The sequence below is a fragment of the Ralstonia sp. AU12-08 genome (assembly GCF_000442475.1).
Classification (GTDB): domain Bacteria; phylum Pseudomonadota; class Gammaproteobacteria; order Burkholderiales; family Burkholderiaceae; genus Ralstonia; species Ralstonia insidiosa.
On sequence record NZ_ASZV01000034.1, the window covers coordinates 136,135 to 162,820 of the forward strand.

The following is a 26,686-nucleotide window of genomic DNA, read 5'->3' on the forward strand; positions in this document are numbered from 1 at the left end:
CAAAGAGGCAATTCAGCCGATTTTCCGACGATGGCCCGCAGCATTGAGCGCATGCACCGAACAAGCCAATGCTCGAACTGCACTCCATCGAACCAACTTCGCCATTTTTTTCTACTTCGCTAGATTCGGTTGAGAAAGCATCGATTTTTCCAACTAACTTCGCCACGTCGACATATGCGGCTCATCCTAACAGCTGCGCAAGGCAACGAAATTCGTGGGAGGGGGACAACGGGACCGGCAGAGAGCAGCAGTCTCGACATGCGCGTAAAACACCGTTGATGGCCAGTAATAGCCGGCCACCTCCCTATCCGCAACGGATCCCAACGCCCCGGAGCGAACATCCTCGGAACTCCATGCTCATTGAGCAGCAAGGAGTTCTTTCGACATGCAAATAGCGGATACCGGACACAGCCGGCCGAACTGCGAACTGGTCTGTACGGGAGACGGCGCCACACTGCGGTTGCATGATTTGTAACCGATGCGACTGAAGTAGTCGGCGGCGCTGGTCGTCAGCAGAAACAGCCTCTGTACGCCAAGCGCCGCAGCATCGCGCTCAGTGATGTCGACCAGTGCGCGCCCCAAGCCGCTATCACGCATGGAAGGTGCCACAGCAACAGAGCGAAGTAGTGCATCGGTGCCGTACACCTCAAGACCCGCGCAGCCAACGATCTGCCCGTCTTGCTCGGCCAGATGGAAGCGGTGGGCTTCTTCGCTGGCGCCAACATCCTCGCTTGGAAGACCTTGCGCGGCGAGCAAGGCCCGTATCGCTGCATAGTCCTCAGTGCACGCTGGTCGGAAGTTGGGCATGGTCGGGCCTTACACAGTTCAGATACTGCATTGATTGACGCGCTTCGACAGCTCTTCAGCGCTTTCCTTACGCTCGCTATACCGGTCGACCAAGTACGGGCCAATGTCCCTAGTCAGCAGCGTGAACTTGACCAGCTCTTCCATCACGTCCACAACGCGATCGTAGTAGGACGACGGCTTCATCCGCCCAGCTTCGTCGAATTCCATGAACGCCTTGGCCACCGACGACTGATTCGGGATCGTCAGCATGCGCATCCAGCGCCCCAGCACACGCATCTGGTTCACCGCATTGAACGACTGCGAACCGCCGCTCACCTGCATAACCGCGAGCGTCTTTCCTTGCGTTGGCCGAACAGCGCCGACCGACAGCGGAATCCAGTCGATCTGCGACTTCATGATCCCGGTCATCGCGCCGTGACGTTCGGGCGAGCACCACACCATCCCCTCGGACCACATCACAAGCTCGCGAAGCTCAACCACCTTCGGGTGACTTTCGGGCGCATCGTCCGGCAGTGGTAAACCGCTCGGATTGAATACGCGCACCTCCGCACCCATCGCCATGAGCAAGCGCGAGGCTTCCTCGACTAGGAGGCGGCTGAACGAACGCTCGCGCAGTGACCCGTAGAGGAGCAGCACTCGCGGCGGATGGGTCGACGGTGATGCCGGCCGCAGTTTGGCAGCATCAGGCACGCAAAACAGCGCGGCGTCGAGTTGGGGCAGATCGTCAAGCGGCTCAGACACGCTTACCCTCGGCATCGATCACGACCTCGCCGTCTTCCTTGGTGAAGGGTCCCTTCTGCGGATTCGGCAGGATGTCCAAGACAGCCTCGGACGGCCGGCAAAGCTTCGTGCCAATCGGTGTGACCACGATGGGCCGGTTCATCAGGATCGGATGCTGCCCAATGAAATCGAGCAACTGCGCATCGGTCCATTTCGGATCGCCAAGGCCAAGTTCCGCATAAGGCGTGCCCTTCTCCCGCAGCACCTCGCGTACGGTGAGGCCAGCGTCGGCCACCAGCTTGACCAACGTTTCCCGCGACGGTGGCGTCTTGAGGTACTCGATAACGACGGGTTCCTCGCCGCTGTTACGGATCAGGGCTAGCGTGTTGCGCGACGTGCCGCAGTCAGGGTTGTGGTAGATCGTGATGTTGCTCATGTCGAGATTCCTTGGGTACGGATGAGCCCTACGTCTTCGGCAGGTGCTCGCCTGAAGATTCAATGACGTTGGGATGGCCGCTGCGGGCGAAGCGAGGCTCAAGCGCTCGATGCAGCAGAACACCGAGGACAGCCCCCACGCATTCGGCCAGCACGAACCCCGGCACGCTGCCCGGCGCGATGCCGGCAAAGCTGTTGCTGAACATGCGACCAAACGCCGCCGCCGGATTGGCGAACGACGTAGACGCCGTGAACCAGTACGCCGCGCCGATGTACGCCGCCACCATGGACGAGGCACGCCCGTTGGGCGCCCGCAGGATGACCAGGAGCAAGCCGGCGGTTGCCACCGCTTCGGCAATCCACTGCCCGGTGCCGCTGCGCACCTTGGTGGAAAACTGCAGGATGCTCATGTCGAACATGGCATGCGCCAGCCATGCGCCCAGCACGGCACCGATCAATTGCGCGACGACGTAGGGAACCAGCGCAGCGCCGGGTAGCTCGCCGCGTGCCGCCATTACGGCGCTGACCACCGGATTGAAGTGCGCGCCGCTGACCGGCCCCAAGGTCTCGATCAGGATGTACAGCCCGCCCACCGTGGCCGCCGTGTTGGCAAGCAGCGCTATCGCAACGTTTCCGCCAGCCAGGCGCTCGGCCATGATCCCCGAACCAATAACGATGGCCAGCAGAAGAGCCGTGCCCAATGCTTCGGCGATGAGCCGGCTACGCATATCAACCATGGCGCTCAGTCCTGCGAAATGCGTTCAAGCTCGGTCTGCAGCTCGGCGTTGCTGAGCGTATCGAGCGGCAGCGCGAGAAGTTGCAGCATGCGGTAGCCGATGGCTTGGCGCGTCAGTTCGAAAGCTTGGCGCTTCCCCTCGTCGCCGCCCGGCGCGTTGGACGGGTCAGCATAGCCCCAATGCACCTTCACGGGACTGCCGGGCCAGTACGGGCAGGTTTCCGCTGCAGCGCTGTCACACACGGTAATGACGATGCGCATTTGCGGCGCGCCGTCTGCGACGAATTCATCCCAGCTCTTGCTGCGATAGCCGGCGGTATCGATGCCTGCGTTGGTGAGGGCTTCGAGTGCGAATGGGTTAAGGCGGCCGCTCGGTGCGCTGCCGGCGCTGTATGCACGTACATCTTTGCCGAGCTTCTGCGCCCAGTGATTGAGCATGCCCTCACTCAGCACGCTGCGTGCAGAGTTGTGGGTGCAGAGGATGAGGACGTTGGTGGTCATGGAAAGGAGGCTTACTGTTGGCCGATGTCGCGCACGGCTTTCTGCAGGGCCACGGTATCGAGCTTGGGGATGGGCAGCGACAGGAACAGCTCGATACGACGCTTCAGGGTGATGGCTGCATCGCGGATGGCTTGCTGCTTGCGTTCGTCGGAGCCTTCCACCGCAGCGGGGTCAGCTACACCCCAGTGTGCGGTCATGGGCTGGCCAGGCCAGACCGGGCAGACCTCGCCGGCCGCCTTGTCGCAGACGGTGAAAACGAAATCCAGCTCGGGCGCACCATCTTGTGAGAACTCATCCCAGTTCTTGCTGCGGAAGCCGTCGGTCGCAACACCAAACTGCTGCAGCGCACGCAGCGCAAACGGATTCACTGTCCCGGTCGGATGGCTGCCGGCAGAGAACGCCTTGAAGCGGTCACCCCCCAGGTGGTTCAGCAAGCCCTCAGCGAGGATCGAGCGGGCGGAGTTTCCGGTACAGATGAACAGCACGTTGTAGATCTTGTCGACCATAGTGGCGCTCCTAGCAGCAGGATGAATTGGACTTCACTGCGATGCCGATCGGCTTTCCACGCGGCGCGCGAGGTGCGCAGCAGGCGGAACCTTCCGTGGCTGCGTCTTCCTTCTTGTCTTCACTGAACACCGGGATGTTGCCTAGCGAATGGAAGTGCTCCCATGCAATGCCCTGCGGGTCGGTAATCCAATGCTTGTCGCTACGGGCATAGCAGCAGCTGGTTTCGCCTTCGTCCAGCAGCGCCATGTCTGCGGCTTCGGCGCGTGCCTTCAGCTCGGCCAGTTCGCCGGCGTCATCCACCTGGAAGCCAAGGTGGTCAACGCCAACCGCGCTGCCGCGCGTGGAGATGGCAAAGTTGATACGTGGGTCGTCCAGCATCCACTTCGCATAATCGCCCTCTACGCGCGTCGGGTTAGCGGCAAACAGCTTGGAGTAGAAAGCGATGCTCTTGCTTAGGTCGTCAACGTGGACATGGACGTGGAATCGTTTCATGGAGAGCTCCTTCAGCATTTGCAATCGGTGGAACTGGCTTCCAGGCAGGCCTCGCCCTGGCAGCAGTTGGCAGTCAGGAAGCCGAGCAGACCGTCCATGTGGTCGTACGCCGCGCGATAGATCAGGTTGCGGCCGTCGCGCTCTTGCGTCACCAGGTGCGCGTTCATCAGTTCCTTGAGGTGGAACGACAACGTGGCGCCCGGCACGTTGAGCTGTTCGGCAATCGCACCGGGAGTCATACCTGCGGGCCCGGCGACCACCAGCATTCGGAACACTCGCAGGCGGAGGCCGTGGGCGAGCGCGGCAAGGGATCGGATAGCGTCGTTTTCTTCCATATTTCCAATATATTCGAATTATTGAATGGCAGCAAGGAGTTGGCGCACGGGTAGAGACTAGCGACCACTCTTGGTTGGCAGTGGACATACCCACCGCAACCAGCAGTCGATCGACACCAACCTACTTCGCTATTTTTTCTAACTTACTTCGCTATTCCTGAACCCAGAGAGGCGTCTTTTTCTAATTTTCTTCGCTAGACCGACACTTGCTGGCGCCCTGTCTAGCACGGCCCGGCGGAAACAAAGCCGGTTGCCGCCGCGCTCTACAATTGTGCGCAATCCACCGCTTCACCGACCCCTATGCCGCCCCCGCCCACACCTGACGACAGCGCGCACCGGCCGCGCCAACTGCACGGCCCGGCGGTGGACGCCAAGAGCCTGAACCCGGGCGACTACCAGAACACGCCGGGCCTGGCAGCCGTGATGCCCAAGCGGTTTCCCAACGGTTTCGTGGTGGCAGCACACGAGCACGCGCGGGCGCAGTTGATCTTCGCTACCAGCGGTGTTGTGGAGGTCACGGCCAACCATGCGCTCTGCCGTATTCCTCCGCAGAAAGCGCTCTGGATTCCGCAGGGCATGCCGCACGCCATGCGCGCCTGCGGCGATGTCGAGATGCGCACGGCGTATGTCAGCCCGCAGGCGTACGGGCAGAGTGCGCCGCCGGTGCCGCGCATGGTCAATGTGTCGCCACTGCTGCGCGAGCTGATCGTGCGGGTGGCGGCGCTTCCCGTCGGGCATCCGCCGACCGGCCGTGAGGCACTGATGACCGAACTGATGCTGGCAGAGATCGAGTGGTCGCCAGACCAGCCCCTCCCCCTGCCATCGGGCTCGGACCGTCGCCTGGCCCGCATCTGTGACGCCATCCTGGCCAACCCATCCGACCCGCGCACGCTGGAAGACTGGGCCGCCGAGGCGGGCGCGTCGAGCCGCACGCTGTCACGCCTGTTCGTTGCGCAGACCGGGTTGTCGTTCGTGCATTGGCGGCAGCAGGCCCGCATCTGCGCGGCACTGCCGCTGCTGGCTGCGGGCATGCCCGTCACGGCGGTTTCGGCCGAGCTGGGCTATGAGACCGTAGGGGCGTTCTCGACCCTGTTCAGGCGCTTTATCGGTGTGCCGCCCAGCGCGTACGCCATGTTGTCCGATTCGGCGTAGCAAACGTCCGCCACGCAGATGCGCCGCTGAGGTGCGCCGCCTATCGTGTTGCCCAGCACACCCCGTGCAGCAAAACGAATGAGGACCGACATGGTGCGTGAAGACGTTGAATTTCTTTCCGAAGGTGTGATCCTGCGCGGCTGGTTCTATCCGGCCGCCGATGCGCGTCCAGACCAGGCCGGCGCGGCCATCGTGATGGCGCATGGCTTTTCCGCAGTCAAGGAGCAATACCTGGATCGCTATGCCGAAGTCTTTGCACGCAGCGGCTTTGCGGTGCTGGTGTATGACCATCGCAATTTTGGCGCGAGCGACGGCCAGCCGCGCCAGGAAGCCGACCCCGTCATGCAGAAGCGCGGCTATCGCGATGCCATCAGCTATCTGATCTCGCGGCCCGAGGTGGACGGCCAGCGTATCGGTATCTGGGGGACGAGCTTCAGCGGAGGGCACGTGCTGGAGGTGGCCGCCGTCGACAAACGGGTCAAGTGCGTGGTGTCGCAGGTGCCCACCATCAGCGGCTATCAATCCGCCTTGCGGCGCACGCGTGCCGATCTCGTGCCGGCAGCGCTGGCGCGCTTCGCACAGGACAGGCAGCAGCGCTTCGCGGGTGCCGCACCGATGATGGTGCCCGCCGTATCCGCCGACCCGACAGCGCCGTGCGCAATGGCCGGTGCCGACGGCTTCCGCTTTTTTACCGACACCGCGCCGTTCGCTCCCAACTGGCGCAATGAAGTCACGCTGCGCAGCGCAGAGCTGTCGCGCGAGAACGAGCCCGGCGCCTTTGTCGACCGCATCGCGCCCACCCCGCTGCTGATGATCGTGGCGGATCAGGACGTGCTGACGCCGGTCGATCTCTGCCTGCAGGCTTACGAGCGCGCGTTGCAGCCCAAGGCGCTCTCGCTGGTCAAGGGTGGACACTTCACGCCCTACATCGAACATTTTGAGCAGACCAGTCGCGTCGCGGCCGAATGGTTTGGCCAGCATCTTTGATCTGACCGGGCCAGGGGCGGCCGGCGCAAATACAACGCCGACGCCCTTCAAGCCACCTTCGGCCCGACGCGTCTTGATGATCTGATACCGTTTCGGTCTGACAGCCTTGGCCATGCCACGCGCACGTCACCACACAACGTTCAGTCCATCGCCTCCACCCAAGCATGACCACGCTTCACATCATCATCCTGGCCTGCGTCCAAGGCCTTGCCGAGCTGTTGCCGGTTTCCAGTTCGGCCCACGTCATCCTGGCCGAGAAATGGTTGGGGCTGGACCCGACATCGCCCGATATGACGCTGATGCTGGTCATGCTGCACACGGGCACCATGTTTGCCGTCATCGTGTATTTCTGGCGCTCGTGGCGGCAAACGTATTTCTCGTCGACCCGGGCACTGTGGAACAACGGCGTCCAGCTGGCCGTGGCCACGGTGGCCACGGGCGTCGTCGGCCTGACCCTGCTCTACGTGATCAAGCACGCCTTCATGGGCGGCGCCGACAGCTTTGAGGTGGAGCACCTCTTTGGCAATACCAAGTTGATGGCGGTCAGCCTGGCCGTGGCGGGTGTGCTGATCATCGTGTCGTCCAGGCACGCCAACACGGCCACCGGCGAGTTGACCGGCTGGCGCGCGCTTTGGATCGGGGCCGTGCAGGGGCTGTGCCTGCCGTTTCGCGGGCTGTCGCGCTCCGGCGCGACGATCTCTGCGGGGATGCTGGTGGGTGTGCAGCGCCGCCGTGCCGAAGAGTTCAGCTTCGCACTTGCCGTGGTGCTGACCCCGGCGGTCATCGTCAAGGAAGGCTATCGCTTCTACAAGGCCTATGCGGGCACCGCCGACAGCATGCTGCACATGCTCGCGCCGAGCCTGCTGGGCATGGTGTTCAGCTTTATCGCCGGCTTGGTCGCACTGCGCTGGCTGTCGCGCTGGCTGGAGCAAGGGCGGTGGTATCTGTTCGGCTGCTACTGCCTGGTTGCGTCGGTCGTCGTGTGGATGTTCGGGGGCTGAGGCTGCGTCCACTCTTTTGAAGACGTCGGCTGCAGAGGCTCACAAGGCGTTCGCCCTCCTGCGGCAACGCCATCGCATGACAACGCGCCAGTACTAACAACACGGGGCATCGACGACCGCTTTCGCATCCGTCGATGCCCCGTGTCTCGTTACAGTGCTGCCGATCAGGGCAGCGGCGTCAGCCTCGGGTAGACATGGCTGACCGGCACCTTGTTGGTCGTATGGCACGAGAAGCAGTTGGCGCTCGGGGCGGAGGGCGTCGTGCCCTGCACAAAGGTTTCCATCGTCGCGTTGGCAAGATGGTTCGTGCCGACCTCGTTCCCCCCGTTGGGCGGTGCGCCGAAAATCGTCCACGTCGTGCCCAGCTGGAAGTACTGCCGGCGCACGTCTGCCGCGTTCAACTGCGAGATCACGCTGGCGTTGGCCGAGATCACCTGCGTGTTCAAGCCAGCCGCATTGGCAGGGTTGCCGCCATCGTTCGATCCCCACGGCTTGGCGCGCAGCACAGGCGACGGACCAACCGGCGTGCCGGTAATGGCGGTGCCCGTCCAGCTGTTGTTGGTGGCATTGAACGGACCGCTCGACCCGCTGGGCATGAACAGCCAGTTGCCGGCGGTGTCCTGCGTGACCGTCTTCATGCCGCTCGTCGAGTTGTAGGCGTAGGTCGCATTCGGTGCATTGCCCTCGTGCTCGAACGTGCCCCACACCATCTCGCCGTGCCCGCTCGTTGAGCCCACCACATGCAGGCCCAGCATGACCAGCTTCAACGTCGTCTGCCCGTTGGGCACCCAGTTGTTCGGATTGCTCTTGTCGAACGTCGGGACCACCGCTTCGACCTGGATGTAGTCGTTCGGGTTGGGCACCTTGCTGGCATCCATCCAGCTCGACTTGGTCTCGATGGCCAGCGCCTTCGGGTCCTGGATCGTATGGCCCTTGCTGGCCGCAAAGCTGACCACGGCGTTCACGTCAGCCATTGAGGTTGGAAACGCGATGTTGGTATTGCCCGGGATCACCGCTGCGCCCTGCATCGTGCGGTGGAAGGCAAACACATCGTTCACGGCGATGATGTAGTAGATCAACGACCCGTTCTGCGAGATCAGCACGCCGCTGTCTGCCTGGCCCGGCTCAACGTCAATCACGTTGCCCGCCGGATCAATGAAGATCGGGATGCCCTTGACGACCAGCTTGCGCGCCTGGATGGCAGAGGTGAACGCCTTCACGGGCACAACCGGCACCGGCCGATCTGCCGAAAGCAGCGCGCGCTGGCGCACGATCGGTGCGAGCTTGAGCACCTTCGGCGCCAGCAGCTTGCCGTGCGCATCGAGCAGTTCCAGCGTGCCCTGCTCGGTCTTGCGCACGTTCTGGACTTGCGTACCCGGGATCAGCTTGCCATTGCCCAGGCGGATCGACGGCGGCTTCTGCCCCGGCATTTCGTGCGGCACTTCCACAATCTGCCCGGTGCGCGCCATCACGATCGGCAGGCCATGCGGGCCCAGCTCCATGGCACGCAGGAACATGTTGATCGGCCTCCCCGGTGAATTGGGGATGAAGTTGCGGCGTCCGCTGCTGTCTTCCGGGCTGACCGTGTAGAACTGCGGCGAGAACATGACGTGGCTGCCACCGCCATACGTGGCGGGCGCGGGCGACGTCAGCCACAGGAACATCTGCTCGGTCCACTGGAAGAAGCCGCAATTGGGCGCGAGCGCCACCGTGCTGTCGGCGGGCTTGACCACACCGTTGAGCGTGACCGTACCGCTATCAAAGAAACTCGCAACAGTGGCCGGCGAGATCGGACATCCTCCGGCGGCATCGGTCGGCACGGCTTGTGCCGCAGCCGTCTGTGCAACGCCCAACGCGGCCAGCAACGCCGCACCACGCAAAGCTTGCTGAACTCCGGAACGCAGTGGCATAGCGCCTCCCCAGGGTATTGGTCATTGTTCCTTTGGTACTGAATCGGGATTCGGGTGGGCGTTCATCTCCTTCATGGATGCGCCGCGAAAGCTGCGACGCGCAAGCACAGCGCAGGCAGCGGAATGAACGGCGCAGTCAGGTCGGGGCGCGTGTCGGTTCGCACGCTGCAGCGCGGAGCGGTACCCCGATGGCTGCACTCGCTTGCACAGTGCGTTGCCGTGATTGTTGTGTGTGGATCCGGCGTGCACTGCGCGGGGACTGCGCAATGGCAGTGCTAGCCTAGGAGATGGCCGGGGCAGCCAAGCATGAAAGTTTCTTTGCTCTGATGTGCATGCAACCGCATGAGATACGCCTGCAATCGGGCACGCTCGGGGCCAAACGTTTCCGACACAACCCGATGTACTGCGTGCATTGCTTGCTGCTGGTCATGACATCGTGCGCGGTTGTTCGACTGGCATATCGGCAAGGCCGGACGTCATGGCGACTCACACGGCTGACACTCCGCGCATCCCACTGATTTTCCAACTAAAGAAGCACGCCGCGGCACCACTTACACGCCCCAATACAGGGCATCCGAATGCCCTAATCCCCTGTAACCAAGCAACCGCAGTTTGATCTACGCAGTTCGGTCGACCACGCTAGAATTTGCGGCTCGAACGTCCCGCTTCGCCGCTTTATGTCGACCCTCGATCACCCTAGTCTGCAGGACCCCGCCACCCTCATCGAGATCGTGCGGGCGCAGTCCGAAATCGCCAAGCTCGGCACGGATCTGGGCGCCATCATGGCGCTCGTTACCGAACGGGCGCAGCACCTGACCTGCGCAACCGGCGCCGTGCTGGAACTGGCCGAGGGCGAAGACATGGTCTACCGCGCCACGTCTGGCCTGACCGACTCGCTGTTGGGCCTGCGCCTGGCGCGCAAGGGCAGCCTGTCGGGCCTGTGTGTGCAGACTGGCGACATCCTGCGCTGCGAAGATTCCGAACTCGACCCGCGCGTCGACCGCGAAGCCTGCCGTCGCGTGGGCCTGCGCTCCATGGTGGTGACGCCGCTCAAGCATCTGGACACGACGGTGGGCGTGCTCAAGCTGGTGGCACCCGAGGTGGATGCTTTTACCGAGCGTGATGTCGGTGTGCTGGAATTGATGTCCGAACTGATTGCGGCGGCCATGTTCCATGCTGCCAATGCCGAGCGCGACCAACTCTACCTGCGCGCAACGCACGATGCGCTGACCGCCCTGCCCAACCGCGCACTGTTCTACGACCGACTGCGCCAGTCGATCCACCTCGCGCAGCGCGCGCAAGGCGCGCTCGGCGTGCTCAACGTCGACATGGACAACCTCAAGACCATCAACGACCGCTACGGCCATCGCGCCGGCGATGCGGCCATCCGCGAGACCGCGCAGCGCATGAGCCGCAGCGCGCGCCGCTCCGACACCGTGGCGCGCGTGGGCGGTGACGAATTTGCCGTCATCCTGCCGGGCATCGATGCACGCGGCGATGCGCACACCCAATGCGAGCGCCTGATCGAAGAGGTGCAGCAACCGTATGCGTTTGAAGGCCAGTCGCTGGACCTGCGCGTGAGCGTAGGGGTGGCGTTCATGCCCGAAGACGGTACCGAGATCACCACCCTGCTCGACCAAGCCGACCGCGCGATGTACGCCACCAAGCGCCTGCGCAAGCAGACTCAGACCGCCACCACCGCGCATTGACGCCCTCAGCCCAACGGCAGCAGGCTCAGTCCAACCGCTCCACGGCCGGCACCCGCGCACGCCCATCGCGTAGCTCGGCTTTCGGTTCGTAGGCGCGCAGCACCAGGGCGAAGTCACCGGCGGGCGCCGGCAGCCAGTTGGCGCGCTGGGCAGGATCGGCCGGCGCATCACGCTGGATCAAGAGATCGATCGCGCCATCTGCGCCCACCTTGAGACCGGCGGTGCGATCGCCAATGGCATAGCGCGCGATCGGGTTGGGCGTGAAGAACAGCTTGCCGTCCGGCTCCACCTCGTACATCGACAGCGACCAGAACGCATTGACCGGCAGCGCCCCCGCCGGCAAATGCAGCCGATAGCGGTGCGCGCCCGAAAGCCGCCCCTGTTGCTGGTCGACAAACGTGATCGGGTACATGGCCTCGACTGTCTTGAGCGCGAGCAGGCCGCCCAGCGCGACTTGCGCGCGGTAGGCATAGTCGGTGCCGAAATCGCCAAGATCGGCCTTTGAGTACGACCAGCCATCGCTCTTAGGGCCAGCCGCCGACAGCCCGCCCTTGAGCGAGGCCAGCATGGCCGGCAACTGCTTCGTCCACAGCGCCTTGACCTCCGGCGACAGCGCCTCCCACTGGCATGCGGCACCACAAATGCCGACCGATGCCAGGCGCTGCATCAGCGCATCTTCGTAGCGCGGTGCGGGGTTGCGTGCCAGCATCAGGTTGGCCATGTCGACAAAGGCTTGCGGGCTCTGTTCAACCGGAGGCGCAGCTTGCCACCGCGGCGGCGTCTTGCCGGTGCCGATCAGTTCGACCTTGAACTGGTCCTGCAGGGCCGTCACGGCGGGCATGTCGGCCTCGCCATTCACCAGGATGCGTGCCAGCACAAGCACATCGTTGGCGGGTGCGCGGATCACCTGCGCATTGGGCGGCAGCGGCTGCGTTGAATCGGGGCCGACGATGACGAACGTGCCGCTGCGCGTGCCATTGGCGCGCCGGCCGAGAATCTCGAAATTGTTCGTCGCCATGTCCAGGAAGGCGAGCGAGTAGTAGCGGCCGGCCATGTCCGGCACCGTCAGTGCGACAGGCCCCTGGCGCAAGTCGAGCCACAGCGTGGAGTACGCCGTATCGCTGTTAGGCGTGGTCACCCAGCGATCTTCCGGGCCCGAGAGCTTGTGCTGATGCGACCACTGGCCCAACTGGAGACGCCCGGGCTTGGCATCCGTGCCGAGCATGCCGGCACGCAGGCGCCCCATCGCGACCAGCGGAAACGCGTAATCGAAGGCCTGGTGCAGCACGGTCTCCTGCGAGGGTGTGGATTCGGCGGTACTCCAGTCCTGGGCGGCTGCCGCCGCCAGATTGGCGCACAGGCTCGCCGCAGCAAAGGCGAGCAGGCGTTTGCCCGCGAGGGGGCGTCGTCGGCTGAACAACATCGGTCTCCTCCTGAGGTGTTTTTCGATCTGGCGACCATAATATGAGCACGACTCATATTTCACCACTCGCGTTCCATGGCCTCGCAATCCGGAGACAAACCCGATACAGATCAATCACTTGCGCGACGCCAACCGCGCCAGGCCCGCTCGCGCGAGAAGGTCGAACTCATCTTGGAAGCGACGCTGCGGATTCTCGATCAGGCGGGGTTGGAGGCGCTCACCACCAACCGCATCGCAGAGGCGGCCGGCATCAGCATCGGCACGCTGTACCAGTATTTCGGAGACAAGCTGCAGGTGCTGGATGAACTCGCGCAGCGCGAGAGCGATCGGCTGACCGCCGAGTTGCTGGCGGTACTGACCGCGCCCGACGCGCTGTCGCCGGATGCACGGCTGCGGCTGGCCGTGCGCACCTTGCTGGGCGCATTCGGCGGGCGGCATCGCGCGCGCCGCATCGTGCTCGAACAGGCCATCGCACGCGGGCGCAACCCGCTAATCACGCCGGGGCACGTGTCGACCTTCCTGAGTTCAGCCGGCGCGCGTGACGCCGACGGGCAACGTGTGACGCTCTCGCCCATCCAGGCCTTCGTGCTCACGCGCTCGGTCATGGGGGCGATCGGCAGCGCGCTTTCCTACGACGAGCAGTGGCTCGCCAGCCCGGACTTCGAGAACAGCCTGTTCATGCTGGTCCGTGGTTTCCTGCGCGAGTGCGCGGACAAGCCCGCTATTGCTGTGGAATAAACCGGCAAGGTCGCGGGTTTACTGCTATCGGGAGGCAAAACCCACCCCCAGGAGACGCTCAATGAACGCACTTCGTCCGCTTTGCATCGCCTTGCTCGTCCTGCTGCCGCTGGCAGCGTGTTCCACGGGTAACGGGGCGCCGCCAAGCAATAGCAACAGCAGCCCAAACGCGGGCAGCATGACGCACCACGGCTACTGAAATGAACAGTTACACATCGCTGCACACGCTCCGGAATAAACCACGCGGCGGATCGGTTTACTCGTCAAGCGGGGGCCCCTCGATCACGGTGTCGGCGAGCCCCCCGCAGGCAAACCGATGTGCCAGGTGATACGACCGGACAGTTCGTGCAGGTGCCGTATTGAGACGTCGGGCATTCCTAGCTTGGGGAATGAACATGAAACGTCTGACAGTCTTGATGACTGCGCTGATGAGTTTTGGCATTTGCGCGTGCGCGACGGCGCAGGATGTGCCGGTCGGCACCTGCCAGCCGATGGCGGGGCAAACCGAGATCAATGGCGTCATGCAGGAGGTGCAAGGCACGGCGTGCCTGCAACCGGATGGGACGTGGCAGATGGTGGACACCGACGGCAGCCCCGTCACCTACCTGGGCCCGCCCTACTACCTGGACGACACGTGGTACTGGGGCGGCCCCGTGTTCTTCGGCAGCGTGGTCTTTGTAGACCGCTTCCACCATATCCACCACATGCGCGGTGCGTTCTTCCACCACGACGGCCGTGGCTTTGCGCGGGGCGGCGGAGGCTTCCACGGCGGATTCCACGGCGGACACGAGGGTGGTCATGAAGGCGGCTCGCGCCGCTAGAACCTCGGGTGGCTAGACCCGCAGATAGTGCTCACGCTCACCCAGCCAGCGCTTGAGATGCGCCTCCACGGCTTCGGGAAAGCGCGCGAGCATCTGCTCCGCGGCGCCCTGCGCAAACTCGACCAGCCACGCATCGTGATTGAGATCGGCAAAGCGCAGCATGGCCTCGCCCGATTGCCGCGCGCCAAGGAATTCACCGGGGCCGCGAATGTCCAGATCGCGCCGGGCGATCTCGAAGCCATCGGTGGTCTCGCGCATGGTCTGCAGGCGCTGCTTGGCCGTGGGCGACAGCGGCGCCTGGTACAGCAGGATGCACACCGATTCCGCCGTGCCCCGCCCCACGCGCCCGCGCAATTGATGCAGCTGCGCGAGGCCAAAGCGCTCGGCGTGCTCAATCACCATCAATGAGGCATTGGGCACGTCCACCCCCACTTCGATGACGGTGGTGGCCACCAGCACATGCAACTCACCGCTGGCGAAGGCGCTCATCACGGCGGCTTTGTCAGCGGAAGGCAAGCGGCCATGCACTAGGCCCACCTTCAAACCGGCAAGGCTTTGCGAGAGCGTCTCGAACGTCTCCACGGCAGTCTGCAATTGCAGCGCTTCGCTTTCTTCGATGAGCGGACAGACCCAGTAAACCTGTCGCCCCTCTTGTGCGGCAGCGTGGATGCGTTCGATCACCTCGTCGCGGCGCGCGTCGTTCACCAGCCGCGTGACGATGGGCGTGCGCCCCGGCGGCAATTCGTCGATGGCGGAGACATCGAGATCGGCGTAGTACGTCATCGCCAGCGTGCGCGGGATGGGCGTGGCGGACATCATCAACTGATGCGGCACCTGGGCATTGGCAGCGACAGGTGCACCGCCATTGCTTGCCTTGCCACGCAGGGCAAGCCGCTGCGCCACGCCAAAGCGGTGCTGTTCATCCACCACGGCCAAGCCAAGGCGCGCGAACGTGACAGCATCCTGAATCAACGCGTGCGTGCCGATCACGAGTTGCGCGGTGCCGGCCGCCACGCGTGCAGCCGCCTCGTCCTTCTGCCTGCGCTTGAGGCTGCCGGCCAGCCAGACGATATCCACACCCAGCGGCTCAAGCCATGTGGACAACTTGCGATAGTGCTGTTCGGCCAGCAGTTCGGTTGGCGCCATCAGCGCGGCCTGCCAGCCGGCATCGATGGCCTGACACGCGGCCAACGCGGCGATGACGGTCTTGCCGCTGCCCACGTCGCCCTGCAGCAAGCGCTGCATCGGGTACGGATGCGCGAGGTCGGCGCGGATCTCTTCCCACACGCGGGCCTGAGCGCCGGTCAGCTTGAACGGCAAGGCGTTCATGAAGCGTGCGAGCAGGCCGTCCTCACCGCTGTCGCGCAGGATGGGCGCATTGCGCATGCGCCGCGCGGCCTGCGCCCGCTTGAGCGACAGCTGCTGCGAGAGCAGCTCGTCAAATTTGATACGCAACCACGCCGGGTGCGTACGCTCGACCAGACTGTGTTCGTCCACGTCGGGCGTGGGCTGGTGCAGCAGGCGCACAGCTTCAGCCGGGGCCATCAGCTTGAGCGGCGCCAGTGGCCCGGTGATGAGGCTGTTCGGCACCGTTTCCGGCAGCGGCGTGCGTGTAAGCGTGTTCAGGATCGCCTTGCGCAGATACGCCTGCGGCACGCCCGCCACGGTCGAATACACCGGCGTCAGGCGATCGGGCAGCGGTTCGTCCGGGGCGACGGCGCGCACGGTCGGGTGCACCATCTCCGCGCCGAAGAAGCCGCCGCGCACCTCGCCACGCACGCGCAACTGCACGCCTTCGGCCATCTGCTTGACCTGGCTGCCGTAGAAATTGAGAAAGCGCAGTACCAGCTCGCCGGAGTCGTCCGCGATATGCACGACGAGTTGCCGGCGCGGCCGGAACGCCACTTCGTTGCGCGTGACCGTGCCTTCCACCTGCGCGGCCCAGCCGGTGTTGGCGCGGGCGACCGCCTCGGCGATGGTCAGGAGCGTGGTTTCGTCCTCATAGCGCATCGGCAGATGCAGGACGAGATCCACGTCGCGGTGCAGGCCCAGCTTGGCCAGTTTGTCGGCCGGGCGGGCCGCCGCTTTGGTCACCCCGGCGGGCTTGTCTGCCGGGGTCGCGCGTTTTGGCTTCGGCGCCGGCGCAGTATCAGCGTCGGGCAGTGGAGCAGTATCAGCGGCGGAACGGGCGCGAGGCGGCACAGGACGTTTACAATGGCGAACTTTGCGAGTCGCCCGATTGTACCGGCGCCCGCCACCATCACTTGGCGCAATCCACGTCTGCGCCACTTTTCATGCTGACGCTGTCCGATTTCGATTTCGATCTGCCGCCCGAGCTGATCGCGCAAACCGCCCTGCCCGACCGCACCGCGAGCCGCCTGCTGGCCGTCCGCCGTGAGGCCGATGGCGTGCACTCGGGTGTGTCCTTTGAAGATCGCCAGTTCGCCGACCTGGGCGACTACCTGCGCCCCGGCGACCTGCTGGTCTTCAACGACACACGTGTCATCAAGGCCCGTTTCTTTGGCCACAAAGCCAGCGGCGGCAAGGTCGAGGTGCTGGTCGAGCGCCTGCTGGACGAGCACACCGTGCTGGCGCAGATCCGCTCCAGCAAATCGCCCGTCGAGGGCACGACGCTGCGCCTGGCCGATGCCTTTGATGTGACGGTCGGCCCACGCGCCGAGCCGTTCTTCACGCTGCGCTTCCCGCAGCCAGCGCTGGATCTGATCGAGCAGTACGGCCGCCTGCCGCTGCCGCCATATATCGAGCACGACCCCGATAGCTTTGACGAAACGCGCTATCAAACCGTCTATGCACGCAACCCGGGCGCCGTGGCGGCCCCCACGGCCGGCCTCCATTTCGACGATGCGCTGTTCGCCAAGCTCGACGCCATGGGCATTCAACGTGGTTTCCTGACGCTGCACGTGGGCGCGGGCACGTTCCAGCCGGTGCGCGTGGAAAACATCGCCGAACACCGCATGCACAGCGAGTGGTACGAAATCACGCCCGCGCTGGCCGAGGCCATCCGTACCACGCGGGCGGCGGGCGGACGCATCATCGCGGTGGGCACCACCTCGATGCGCGCGCTCGAATCGGCCGCACAGCCGGACGGCACGCTCCACGCAGGCAGCGGCGACACCGACATCTTCATCACCCCCGGCTACCGCTTCCGCCTGGTCGACGCGCTGGTGACCAACTTCCACCTGCCCAAGTCGACACTGCTGATGCTGGTGTCGGCGTTTGCCGGCATGGACGCCATTCGCGGCGCCTACCAGCACGCCATTGCCCAGCGCTACCGCTTCTTCAGTTACGGCGACGCCATGCTCCTCACGCGCGCTGAACCGGCAACCCAATCGCTCTGACCATGCTCAAGTACGAACTGCTCACCACCGATGGCCTCGCCCGACGCGGCCGCATGACCCTGAACCACGGTGTGGTGGAAACGCCCATCTTCATGCCGGTGGGCACCTATGGTGCGGTCAAGGCGATGTCGCCGGCGGAGCTGAAGGACATCGGCGCCCAGATCATCCTCGGCAACACCTTCCACCTGTGGCTGCGCCCGGGGCTAGAAGTGATGGATGCGCACAAGGGCCTGCACGGCTTCAATGGCTGGGATAAGCCCATCCTGACCGATTCGGGTGGCTTTCAGGTGTTTTCGCTGGGCGATCTACGCAAGATCACCGAAGAAGGCGTGACGTTCGCCTCGCCCATCAACGGCGACAAGCTGTTCCTGTCGCCCGAAATCTCGATGCAGATCCAGCGCCGGCTGAATTCGGACATCGTCATGCAGTTCGACGAATGCACGCCATACAAGATCGGGGATCGCCCCGCCACCGAGGCCGAAGCCGCCGCCTCGATGCGCATGAGCCTGCGCTGGGCGCAGCGCTCGCGCAACGAATTCGAGCGGGAGAACAACCCGAACGCGCTGTTCGCCATCGTCCAGGGCGGCATGTTCGAGAACCTGCGCGATGAATCACTGGCCGGGCTGCAGGCGATTGACGCCGATGCGGGCGGCGAAGGCTTTGGCGGCTACGCCATCGGCGGCCTCTCCGTCGGCGAGCCCAAGGAAGACATGATGCGCGTGCTGCAGCACGTGGCGCCGCGCCTGCCGGCCAACAAGCCGCACTATCTGATGGGCGTGGGCACGCCGGAAGACCTGGTGGCGGGTGTTGCCGCCGGCGTCGACATGTTCGACTGCGTAATGCCCACCCGCAACGCGCGCAACGGCTGGCTGTTCACCCGCTTTGGCGATATCAAGATCAAGAACGCGGTGCACCGCAACGATCCGCGCCCGCTGGACGAAACCTGCGGCTGCTACACCTGCCGCAATTTCTCGCGCGCCTATCTGCACCACCTGCAGCGCGTGGGTGAGATCCTGGGCGCCCGCCTGAACACCATCCACAACCTGTATTACTACCTGGAACTGATGGCCGAGATGCGCACCGCCATTGAGTCGCACGGCTTTGCCGCATTCCAGGCGCGCTTTGCCGCCGACCGGGCTCGCGGCGCACTCTGACGCCCCCCTTGACAGGACTGGCCATGCGCCCATTTGCCGCAAGACGGCAATGGTAGAATGTCCGGTCCAATTTTTGCCCGATCGACGAACCATTTACGGAGTTTTGACCGTGTTCCTCATTTCCGACGCTTACGCCCAAACCGCTCCGGCGGGCGGCGCCGCCAGTGGCCTGATGAGCTTCCTGCCCATCATCCTGATGTTTGTGGTGCTGTGGTTCATCATGATCCGCCCGCAAATGAAGCGCCAGAAAGAAACCAAGGCCATGCTCGAAGCCCTGGCCAAGGGCGACGAAGTCGTCACCGCCGGCGGCATCCTGGGCAAGGTTGCCAAGGTGACCGAGCAATTCGTGGTGGTTGAAATCGCCGCCAACACTGAAATCACCGTCCAGAAGAGCGCTGTAACGACCGTGCTGCCCAAGGGCACGCTCAAAGCGCTGTAATCCGGTTTGACCGGCGCCCGAACGTTGTACGCGGGCGCCGGAACCCCTGGCAGCGCCTATTCTAAGAATCCGCGCCCACGCCCGCATCGCTGACGGGCCGCCTCACCGCCATCCAAGCAAGATGAATCGCTATCCGCTCTGGAAATACCTTGTGATCCTGGTGGCGCTTGCCATCGGGTTCCTCTATACGCTGCCGAATTTCTTCGGTGAGGCGCCTGCCGTGCAGGTGTCTTCGGGCAAGGCCACCGTCAAGGTCGACCTGAACGTGCAAAAGCAGGTCGAGAGCCTGCTCGCTGCGGCCAACATCCAGCCCAACGGCGTGTTCTTCGACAACAACGGTACCTCGGCCAGCGTGCGTGTGCGCTTTGCCGACACCGACACGCAGCTCAAGGCCAAGGACATCCTGTCCCACGGCCTGAACACCGACCAGACCGACCCGACCTACATCGTCGCGCTGAACCTGCTGTCGGGCTCGCCGCGCTGGCTGACCTCCATCCACGCCCTGCCCATGTTCCTGGGTCTGGACTTGCGTGGCGGGGTGCACTTCCTGCTGCAGGTCGACATGAACGGTGCAATCACCAAGAAGCTCGACTCGCTGGCGGGCGACATCCGCACGCAACTGCGCGACAAGAGCATCCGCCACAACGGCATCGACCGCAGCGGCAACACCATCACCATCAAGTTCAGCAACGCCGACGACGCCGACCGCGCCCGTGGCGTACTGGCAGATTCCACCCGTGAACTGGCCTACAGCGTCGACAAGACCGCTGACGGCGCCACGCTCACCGGCACCTTTACCGCAGCCGCGATGAAGGAAGTGCAGGACAACGCCGTCAAGCAGAACGTCGTGACGCTGCACAACCGCGTGAACGAACTGGGCGTGGCCGAGCCGGTGATCCAGCAGCAAGGTCCGGACCGCATCGTCGTGCAGTTGCCTGGCGTGCAGGACACGGCCAAGGCCAAGGACATCATCGGCCGCACCGCCACGCTGGAAGCCCGCCTGGCTGACCCGAACGCACCGCTGGTGCCGCGCGCCGGCGACCCGGTGCCGCTGGGCGACGAGCTCTTCACGCAAGGCCGCAGCGCCCCGGTGCTGCTGCAGAAGCAGGTGATCTTCACGGGTGACCGCATCACCAGCGCGTCGGCCGGCTTTGACCAGAACCACAACGCCTCGGTCGACATCACGCTAGACGGCCAGGGCGGCCGCATGCTGCGCGATGTCTCGCGCGACAACATCGGCAAGCGCATGGGCATCGTCCTGTTCGAAAAGGGCAAGGGCGAAGTGCTGACGGTGGCCACCATCCAGTCCGAACTGGGCTCGCGTTTCCAGATCACCGGCATGGGCTCGACGGAAGCGTCGGCTGACCTGGCGCTGCTGCTGCGCGCAGGCTCGCTGGCGGCGCCGATGGAGATCATCGAAGAGCGCACCATCGGCCCGTCGCTGGGTGCCGACAACATCCGCAAGGGCTTCGACTCGGCGCTGTACGGCTTCCTCGCCGTGTCGGTGTTCATGGTCCTGTACTACATGCTGTTCGGCGTGTTTTCGGTGGTGGCGCTGGGTGTGAACGTGTTCCTGCTGATCGCCGTGCTATCGATGCTGCAGGCCACCCTCACGCTGCCGGGCATTGCCGCTATTGCGCTGGCACTCGGTATGGCCATCGACGCGAACGTGCTGATCAACGAACGTATCCGTGAAGAACTGCGCAACGGCGCCTCGGCCCAGATGGCGATTGCCGCCGGCTTCGAGCGTGCGTGGGCAACCATCGTGGACTCGAACGTCACCACGCTGATCGCGGGCCTGGCGCTGATCGCCTTCGGCTCTGGTCCGGTGAAGGGCTTTGCCGTGGTGCACTGCCTGGGCATTCTGACGTCGATGTTCTCGGCGGTGTTCTTCAACCGCGCCCTGGTCAACCTCTGGTACGGCCGCCGCAAGAAGCTGCAAGGTCTGGCAATCGGTCAGATCTGGAAGCCGGGCAATACCGCCCCCAACGCCCAGCCGCCGGCAAAGCAGTAAGGCACATCACCCACAGACATCTTGCATAACCGGCACCGGCTAGCGCTGTCGCAGCCGGTGCCACAAAGGGCAGACCATGGAGTTTTTCCGCATCCGCCGCGATATTCCATTCATGAAGCACGCGTTGGTTCTCAACGCCGTGTCGTTCATCACGTTTATCGCCGCTGTCTTCTTCCTGTTCCACAAGGGGCTGCACCTGTCGGTGGAATTCACCGGCGGTACGGTGATGGAAGTCGCCTACACCCAGGCCGCTGATCTGCCGAAGGTCCGCGCCGACGTCGAGAAGCTCGGCTATGCCGATGCCCAGGTGCAGAACTTCGGCACCTCGCGCGACGTGATGATCCGCCTGCCGCTCAAGAACGGCCCGGATGGCAAGCCCATCGCCTCGGCCGTGCAGAGCCAGCAGGTCATGACGGCCCTGAACGCCACCAACCCCGACGCCACGCTGCAGCGCGTTGAATTTGTCGGCCCGCAGGTCGGCAAGGAACTCGCCACCGACGGCCTGCTGGCGCTGCTGTTCGTGGTGATCGGCATCGTCATCTACCTGTCGATCCGCTTCGAGTGGAAGTTTGCAGTGGCGGGCATCATCGCCAACCTGCACGACGTGGTCATCATCCTGGGCTTCTTCGCGTTCTTCCAGTGGGAGTTCTCGCTGTCGGTGCTGGCCGGTATCCTGGCCGTGCTGGGCTACTCGGTGAACGAGTCGGTCGTGATCTTCGACCGGATCCGCGAGGCGTTCCGCAAGTACCGCAAGATGAACACGCACGAGGTGATCGACCACGCGATTACCAGCACCATCTCGCGGACCATCATCACCCACGGCTCGACCGAAATGATGGTGCTGTCGATGCTGGTGTTCGGTGGCCCGACGCTGCACTACTTCGCCCTGGCGCTGACCATCGGTATCTTGTTCGGTATCTATTCGTCGGTGTTCGTGGCGGCCGCGCTGTGCATGTGGCTGGGCGTCAAGCGCGAAGACCTAGTCAAGGCCGACAAGAAGGCCGGCGGCCCCAAGGAAGACGATCCAAACTTCGGCGCGCAGGTCTGAGCACCTCGCCAGCCGTTCAGGCAGCAAGAAAAAGCCCCGCTTGTCGCGGGGCTTTTTCTTTGGTAGCTACGCCGACGCCGCTCTGGCAACTCGGCGCCACATCGCACCTCCATATCGGACTTTTCCGATTTCGGAAGTCGAGGCGATCCCGCACAGTCTCGGGTAGACGCGCTCCATACGTGCCACGGCCGATTCGAGCGGCACCTCCACATGGCGGATCGGACACCCAAAAGCGCAACACCCTACCGAACCCAGCCTGTCGCTCCCGCCGCCCTCCCTGCTCTCACAGCACGCCAATGCGGCGCGTCCCATTCGGCAATGGCTTTCCCCGCAGTCGGGAAAGTCGCGGCAGATTTCGACAAAGGACAGGCCGTTGAGAACCCTACTCCCCGCAATACTCGTGCTGTTGAGCACCATCGGCATCGCCAGAGCCAGTCAACCCGAGCCCGATCAAATGCTGATCGAGCGCGGGCGCTACCTCGCTCAGGCGGGCGACTGCGTTGCCTGCCACACCTCCACGGCAAAGGGTGCAGCACCCTTTGCGGGCGGCTTGAAGATGGCCGTGCCCATGCTGGGCTCCATCTTCGCCACCAACATCACGCCAGACCCGGAAACCGGCATCGGCCGCTATACCGAGCAGGAGTTCGCACGCGCCGTGCGTGAGGGCGTTGCCAAGGACGGGCACAACCTTTACCCGGCCATGCCGTATCCGTCGTACAGCAAGGTCTCGGACGAAGATATCTCGGCCCTGTACGCGTACTTCATGCATGGCGTGAAGCCCGTGAAGCAGGCCAATCTCGCGCCCGAGATTCCCAAGCTGCTGCAGATGCGCTGGCCGCTCAAGCTGTGGAACCTGGTGTTTCTCGATACCGAGCGCTTCAAGCCCATTCCCGAGAATAGCGTCGAGTGGAACCGTGGCGCCTACCTGGTGCAGGGCCTGGGCCATTGCGGTACATGCCACACGCCGCGCGGTATCGGCCTGCAGGAAAAAGCGCTCGATCAGCGTGGCAGCGCCTACCTGTCTGGCGCGGAGCTGGGCGGCTGGTTCGCGTCCAACCTGACATCCAACCCCACCACGGGCATCGGCAAGTGGAGTGCCCAGGACATCGTGGATTTCCTGAAGACCGGTGCCAACTCGCACGCCACCGCATTCGGGCCGATGACCGAGGTCATCAACAACAGCACGCAGTGGATGACCGACCAGGATCTGGCCGCCATGGCGGTCTACCTGAAATCCCTGGCCGCCGCGGGTACGCCAATCCCGCAGCATGGCCCCATCGACCCGAAGGTGATGGCGCACGGCGCGCAGGTGTATCAGAACTACTGCGTGTCCTGCCACCTGCCCAACGGCAAGGGCACCGCGCCATGGTTGTCGCCGCTGGCGGGCAATCCCAACGTGCTGGAAGGCAACCCGGTCTCCCTCATCAACGTCACCCTGAATGGCACGGAAGCGTTGGTGATTGACGGTGTTCCCGCGCCCTATCCGATGCCCGCGCATCGCCATGCGCTCACCGATGCCCAGATTGCCGATGCGCTGACCTTCACGCGCAATAGCTGGGGCAATCAGGCACCCGCCGTCACCGCCCGCGACGTCAAGACGCTGCGCGAGCAAACCGGACACGACAAATGACCACCCCTACCTCGACCCCCATCACCCTGCACGTCAACGGAAAGGTGGTTGACCTGAATGTCTCGCCCGAGATGCCGCTGCTGTATGCGCTGCGCAATGATCTCTCGCTCAAGGGACCGCGCTTCGGCTGCGGACTCGGCCAGTGCGGCGCCTGCTCCGTGCTGATCGACGGCGTGGTGCAACGCTCGTGCGTGCTGCCGGTTGCCGCCGCGGCTGGACGCCCCATCACCACGCTCGAAGGCATGGGCACGCCAGAGAAACCTGACCCGTTGCAGGAGGCCTTTATTGACGAACAGGCGGTGCAATGCGGCTACTGCATCAACGGCATGCTGATCGCCGCGCGCTCGCAGCTCAACACCAACCCGAAGCCGACGGAGGCCCAGGTCAAGGAAGCGCTCGCCTCCAACCTGTGCCGCTGCGGCACGCACATGCGGATCGTCCGCGCCATCCTCAAAGCCAGCGAGGCCTAAATGCGCGTCAATGAATCCACTTCGTTCTCCCGCCGGCACTTTCTGAAGCAAGGGGCCGCGCTTGCTGTTGGTTTCTCGTTCTCGGGGCTGGCCATGGCCCGTGCCCTGGGCGAGATCACTGAGGAAAGCGCCGCACCACTCGCCAAGGCCAAGTCCCTGGATGCCACGCGTGTCGATGCCTTCCTCGTGCTGGAAGGCGATGGCGCGCTCACGCTCTATACGGGCAAGGTCAACCTGGGCACCGGCAACACTACGGCGCTCGCGCAGATGGTGGCTGAAGAGCTGGAGTTTCCGATCGACCGCGTGCGCGTCGTGCAGGGCGATACGGCCATGACGGTCGACCAGGGGGCCACCATCGGCTCACTGTCGGTGTCCAATGCAGGCCCGCAGTTGCGCCAGGCTGCCGCCACGGCTGCAGCGGCCATCCGCGAGGTGGCAGGGCGTGCGTATCGCATGGCGCCCGCCGATGTGCGCCTGGAAAACGGCCTCGCCTTCCGTAGCGCGGCAGACACGCAGGGCACGCCGTATCACAAGCTACTGGCCGCACACCCGCTGTCACTCAACCTCGACCCCAAGGCGCCGCTCAAGAAGCCGGCGGACTACAAGCTCGTGGGCAAGCCGATCAAGCGCGACGACGTGCGTACGAAGGTCTTTGCCGACTTCACCTTCATGCAGGACGTGAAGGTCGACGGCATGGTGCACGCACGCGTGATCCACCCCGATGCCTACGGCGCGCAGTTGGAAACCGTGGACGACACGCACGCCAAGAAGGTGCCGGGCTTCCTGCGCACGGTGCGCGTGGGCAACCTGCTGGCCGTCATCGCCAGCGACGAATGGGCGGCCATCCGCAGCGCCCGCGCACTGAAGGCCACGTGGTCCGACTGGAAGGGGCTGCCCGCGCAAGCCAAGCTGTACGACGCCGTGCGCGCCCTGCCGCTACACGATCAGGGCAAGGTGCTGGAGCGCGGCCAGGCGGATGCGCAGATCAGCAAGGGCAAGGCCATTCGCGCCACGTATGCGTGGCCGTTTCAGACACACGGCTCGATCGGCCCGTCCTGCGCGATTGGCGACTACCGCGATGGCAAGCTGACCGTCTGGTCGGCCACGCAATCACCGCATCTGACGCGCGACCAAATCGCCAAGATGCTGAAGATGGACAAGGGCGATGTGCGCCTGATCTACGTGGAAGGCGCCGGCTGCTACGGCCGCAATGGCCACGAAGACGCCGCTGCGGAAGCCGCCCTGCTCTCCAAGGCCATCGGCCAACCCGTGCGCGTGCAGTGGATGCGTGACGACGAGCACGGCTGGGACCCGAAGGGCCCGCCGGTCATCTCCGATGTGGCGGGCACACTCGATGACCAGGGCCGCATCCAGGCGTGGCAGTACACGTCGTGGGTGCCGCATCGCGCTTCGGGCAGCGTCGACGTGCCCTTGCTGGCTGGCGAACTGACCCGCTCCGCGACCTTGGCCGAGCCACCCGACAACCCCGGTGGCATGGAATTCAACATGGTCGCGCCCTACGAGCTGCCCAACGCCAGCGTCGTGGTCAACCGCTATGCGCGCGCGCCGCTGCGCCCGGCATGGCTGCGTGGCCCAGGCCGGCTCCAGCACACGTATGCGAACGAGTCGTTCATGGACGAACTGTCGGTGGCCGCCAAGGCCGACCCGATCGAATTCCGGCTGCGCCATCTGTCTGAGCCACGCATCAAGGCAGTCGTCGACGCGGTGGAAAAGCGCTCCGGATGGGTGCGCCGCACATTGTTCTCGACCAAGCCCAGCGGCAACATCGCCCGTGGCCGCGGCATGGCCTGCGTGCGCTACGAGCCGAACAACGCCTACGTGGCTGCGGTTATTGAATTGGAAGTCGATCGCACCACCGGCGTCATTCAGGTCGGCAAGGTGACGGTGGCGCACGACTGTGGGCTGGTGGTCAACCCGGATGGCGTACGCAACCAGGTGGAAGGCGAAGTGGTGCAGACCATCAGCCGAACGCTGTTCGAAGAGGTCAACTTCACGCAATCGGCCGTGACCAGCCTCGATTGGCTCACGTACCTCTTGCTCAAGTTCCCCGAACTGCCGGCGCAGGTGGACGTGGTGCTGGTCGACCGGCCGGACCAGCCGCCCGTGGGCGCTGGCGAGCCAACCTGCGCAGTCATCCCGTCAGCCATCGCCAGCGCCGTATATGACGCCGTGGGCGTACGACCGCGCACCCTGCCGTTCAACCCCGAGTCGATTCGCGCGCTGTTGAAGGCATAACTCGCAGACCGACCATGCAAACAAAAACGCCGCCGTCGTACG

26 protein-coding genes are annotated in these 26,686 nt (G+C 64.3%); 15 read left to right on the plus strand and 11 right to left on the minus strand.

The window, feature by feature from the left end:
- Window positions 1–357: 357 nt before the first annotated feature.
- From arsN2 to C404_RS48095, 8 genes are read right to left on the minus strand one after another with little or no spacing between them, the layout of a single operon-like run.
- Window positions 358–807 (minus strand): arsenic resistance N-acetyltransferase ArsN2, encoded by a 450-nt coding sequence (gene arsN2 / locus C404_RS48060; protein WP_031329688.1) that lies wholly within the window; start codon window positions 805–807, stop codon window positions 358–360.
- 18 nt (window positions 808–825) lie between these two features.
- On the minus strand, window positions 826–1,563 hold the full coding sequence (gene arsH, locus C404_RS48065; protein WP_031329690.1) for an arsenical resistance protein ArsH: 738 nt from the start codon (window positions 1,561–1,563) through the stop codon (window positions 826–828).
- Window positions 1,541–1,963 (minus strand): arsenate reductase (glutaredoxin), encoded by a 423-nt coding sequence (arsC, locus tag C404_RS48070; RefSeq protein WP_021195953.1) that lies wholly within the window; start codon window positions 1,961–1,963, stop codon window positions 1,541–1,543. The genes arsH and arsC overlap by 23 nt, the downstream gene beginning before the upstream one ends.
- A gap of 28 nt (window positions 1,964–1,991) precedes the next feature.
- The gene (locus C404_RS48075; RefSeq protein WP_021195954.1) at window positions 1,992–2,699 is read right to left on the minus strand and encodes an aquaporin; all 708 of its coding nucleotides are present in this window, start codon (window positions 2,697–2,699) and stop codon (window positions 1,992–1,994) included.
- Between the two features lie 5 nt (window positions 2,700–2,704).
- The gene (locus C404_RS48080; RefSeq protein ID WP_021195955.1) at window positions 2,705–3,199 is read right to left on the minus strand and encodes an arsenate reductase ArsC; all 495 of its coding nucleotides are present in this window, start codon (window positions 3,197–3,199) and stop codon (window positions 2,705–2,707) included.
- Window positions 3,200–3,210: 11 nt separating this feature from the next.
- On the minus strand, window positions 3,211–3,705 hold the full coding sequence (locus C404_RS48085) for an arsenate reductase ArsC (RefSeq protein WP_021195956.1): 495 nt from the start codon (window positions 3,703–3,705) through the stop codon (window positions 3,211–3,213).
- Between the two features lie 10 nt (window positions 3,706–3,715).
- The gene (locus tag C404_RS48090; protein WP_031329692.1) at window positions 3,716–4,198 is read right to left on the minus strand and encodes an ArsI/CadI family heavy metal resistance metalloenzyme; all 483 of its coding nucleotides are present in this window, start codon (window positions 4,196–4,198) and stop codon (window positions 3,716–3,718) included.
- A gap of 11 nt (window positions 4,199–4,209) precedes the next feature.
- Window positions 4,210–4,533 (minus strand): ArsR/SmtB family transcription factor, encoded by a 324-nt coding sequence (locus tag C404_RS48095; protein WP_021195958.1) that lies wholly within the window; start codon window positions 4,531–4,533, stop codon window positions 4,210–4,212.
- Between the two features lie 300 nt (window positions 4,534–4,833).
- Here C404_RS48095 and C404_RS48100 point away from each other — a divergent pair, with 300 nt between their 5' ends.
- From C404_RS48100 to C404_RS48110, 3 genes are all read left to right on the plus strand, one after another.
- A complete protein-coding gene (locus C404_RS48100; protein ID WP_021195959.1) occupies window positions 4,834–5,685 on the plus strand; it encodes an AraC family transcriptional regulator in 852 nt (283 codons plus the stop codon).
- A gap of 78 nt (window positions 5,686–5,763) precedes the next feature.
- On the plus strand, window positions 5,764–6,672 hold the full coding sequence (locus tag C404_RS48105) for an alpha/beta hydrolase (protein WP_232317395.1): 909 nt from the start codon (window positions 5,764–5,766) through the stop codon (window positions 6,670–6,672).
- 164 nt (window positions 6,673–6,836) lie between these two features.
- Window positions 6,837–7,673 (plus strand): undecaprenyl-diphosphate phosphatase, encoded by an 837-nt coding sequence (locus C404_RS48110; protein ID WP_021195961.1) that lies wholly within the window; start codon window positions 6,837–6,839, stop codon window positions 7,671–7,673.
- Window positions 7,674–7,837: 164 nt separating this feature from the next.
- Here C404_RS48110 and C404_RS0130175 read toward each other — a convergent pair whose 3' ends face one another.
- Window positions 7,838–9,583, minus strand: coding sequence for a hypothetical protein (locus C404_RS0130175; protein ID WP_152524466.1), 1,746 nt, complete (start codon window positions 9,581–9,583; stop codon window positions 7,838–7,840).
- Window positions 9,584–10,260: 677 nt separating this feature from the next.
- Between C404_RS0130175 and C404_RS48115 the strand changes: the two genes are divergently transcribed.
- The gene (locus tag C404_RS48115) at window positions 10,261–11,292 is read left to right on the plus strand and encodes a sensor domain-containing diguanylate cyclase (RefSeq protein WP_021195962.1); all 1,032 of its coding nucleotides are present in this window, start codon (window positions 10,261–10,263) and stop codon (window positions 11,290–11,292) included.
- Between the two features lie 25 nt (window positions 11,293–11,317).
- On the opposite strand, the gene C404_RS48120 is transcribed toward C404_RS48115, so the two are convergent.
- On the minus strand, window positions 11,318–12,715 hold the full coding sequence (locus C404_RS48120; protein ID WP_021195963.1) for a DUF1254 domain-containing protein: 1,398 nt from the start codon (window positions 12,713–12,715) through the stop codon (window positions 11,318–11,320).
- Between the two features lie 75 nt (window positions 12,716–12,790).
- Between C404_RS48120 and C404_RS0130180 the strand changes: the two genes are divergently transcribed.
- The 3 genes from C404_RS0130180 to C404_RS48125 all read left to right on the plus strand — a co-directional run bounded on the left by C404_RS0130180 (window position 12,791) and on the right by C404_RS48125 (window position 14,274).
- On the plus strand, window positions 12,791–13,453 hold the full coding sequence (locus C404_RS0130180; RefSeq protein ID WP_021195964.1) for a TetR/AcrR family transcriptional regulator: 663 nt from the start codon (window positions 12,791–12,793) through the stop codon (window positions 13,451–13,453).
- 61 nt (window positions 13,454–13,514) lie between these two features.
- The gene (locus tag C404_RS60300) at window positions 13,515–13,652 is read left to right on the plus strand and encodes a hypothetical protein (RefSeq protein ID WP_021195965.1); all 138 of its coding nucleotides are present in this window, start codon (window positions 13,515–13,517) and stop codon (window positions 13,650–13,652) included.
- A gap of 190 nt (window positions 13,653–13,842) precedes the next feature.
- A complete protein-coding gene (locus tag C404_RS48125) occupies window positions 13,843–14,274 on the plus strand; it encodes a hypothetical protein (RefSeq protein ID WP_021195966.1) in 432 nt (143 codons plus the stop codon).
- A 12-nt stretch (window positions 14,275–14,286) separates the two neighbouring features.
- On the opposite strand, the gene recG is transcribed toward C404_RS48125, so the two are convergent.
- Entirely contained in the window at window positions 14,287–16,476 is a 2,190-nt protein-coding gene (gene recG, locus C404_RS48130; protein ID WP_031329698.1) for an ATP-dependent DNA helicase RecG, read from the minus strand.
- Window positions 16,477–16,568: 92 nt separating this feature from the next.
- On the opposite strand from recG, the gene queA reads away from it, so the two are divergent.
- The 8 genes from queA (at window position 16,569) to C404_RS48170 (ending at window position 26,644) form a co-directional block, all read left to right on the plus strand.
- Entirely contained in the window at window positions 16,569–17,633 is a 1,065-nt protein-coding gene (gene queA / locus C404_RS48135) for a tRNA preQ1(34) S-adenosylmethionine ribosyltransferase-isomerase QueA (RefSeq protein ID WP_021195968.1), read from the plus strand.
- A gap of 2 nt (window positions 17,634–17,635) precedes the next feature.
- Window positions 17,636–18,787 (plus strand): tRNA guanosine(34) transglycosylase Tgt, encoded by a 1,152-nt coding sequence (gene tgt, locus C404_RS48140; RefSeq protein ID WP_021195969.1) that lies wholly within the window; start codon window positions 17,636–17,638, stop codon window positions 18,785–18,787.
- Between the two features lie 109 nt (window positions 18,788–18,896).
- Window positions 18,897–19,226: a preprotein translocase subunit YajC gene (yajC, locus tag C404_RS48145; protein ID WP_031329700.1), complete on the plus strand. Its 330-nt coding sequence runs from the start codon at window positions 18,897–18,899 to the stop codon at window positions 19,224–19,226.
- 121 nt (window positions 19,227–19,347) lie between these two features.
- Window positions 19,348–21,240 carry a protein translocase subunit SecD gene (gene secD / locus C404_RS48150; protein ID WP_021195971.1) on the plus strand — a complete coding sequence of 631 codons (1,893 nt, stop codon included), beginning with the start codon at window positions 19,348–19,350 and terminating at the stop codon, window positions 21,238–21,240.
- Window positions 21,241–21,316: 76 nt separating this feature from the next.
- Window positions 21,317–22,288 carry a protein translocase subunit SecF gene (gene secF / locus C404_RS48155; protein WP_021195972.1) on the plus strand — a complete coding sequence of 324 codons (972 nt, stop codon included), beginning with the start codon at window positions 21,317–21,319 and terminating at the stop codon, window positions 22,286–22,288.
- 373 nt (window positions 22,289–22,661) lie between these two features.
- Entirely contained in the window at window positions 22,662–23,918 is a 1,257-nt protein-coding gene (locus tag C404_RS48160; RefSeq protein WP_442792371.1) for a cytochrome c, read from the plus strand.
- Window positions 23,915–24,388: a (2Fe-2S)-binding protein gene (locus C404_RS48165; RefSeq protein WP_021195974.1), complete on the plus strand. Its 474-nt coding sequence runs from the start codon at window positions 23,915–23,917 to the stop codon at window positions 24,386–24,388. Before C404_RS48160 ends, C404_RS48165 begins: the two co-directional genes overlap by 4 nt.
- Window positions 24,389–26,644 carry a xanthine dehydrogenase family protein molybdopterin-binding subunit gene (locus C404_RS48170; protein ID WP_021195975.1) on the plus strand — a complete coding sequence of 752 codons (2,256 nt, stop codon included), beginning with the start codon at window positions 24,389–24,391 and terminating at the stop codon, window positions 26,642–26,644.
- Window positions 26,645–26,686: the final 42 nt, after the last annotated feature.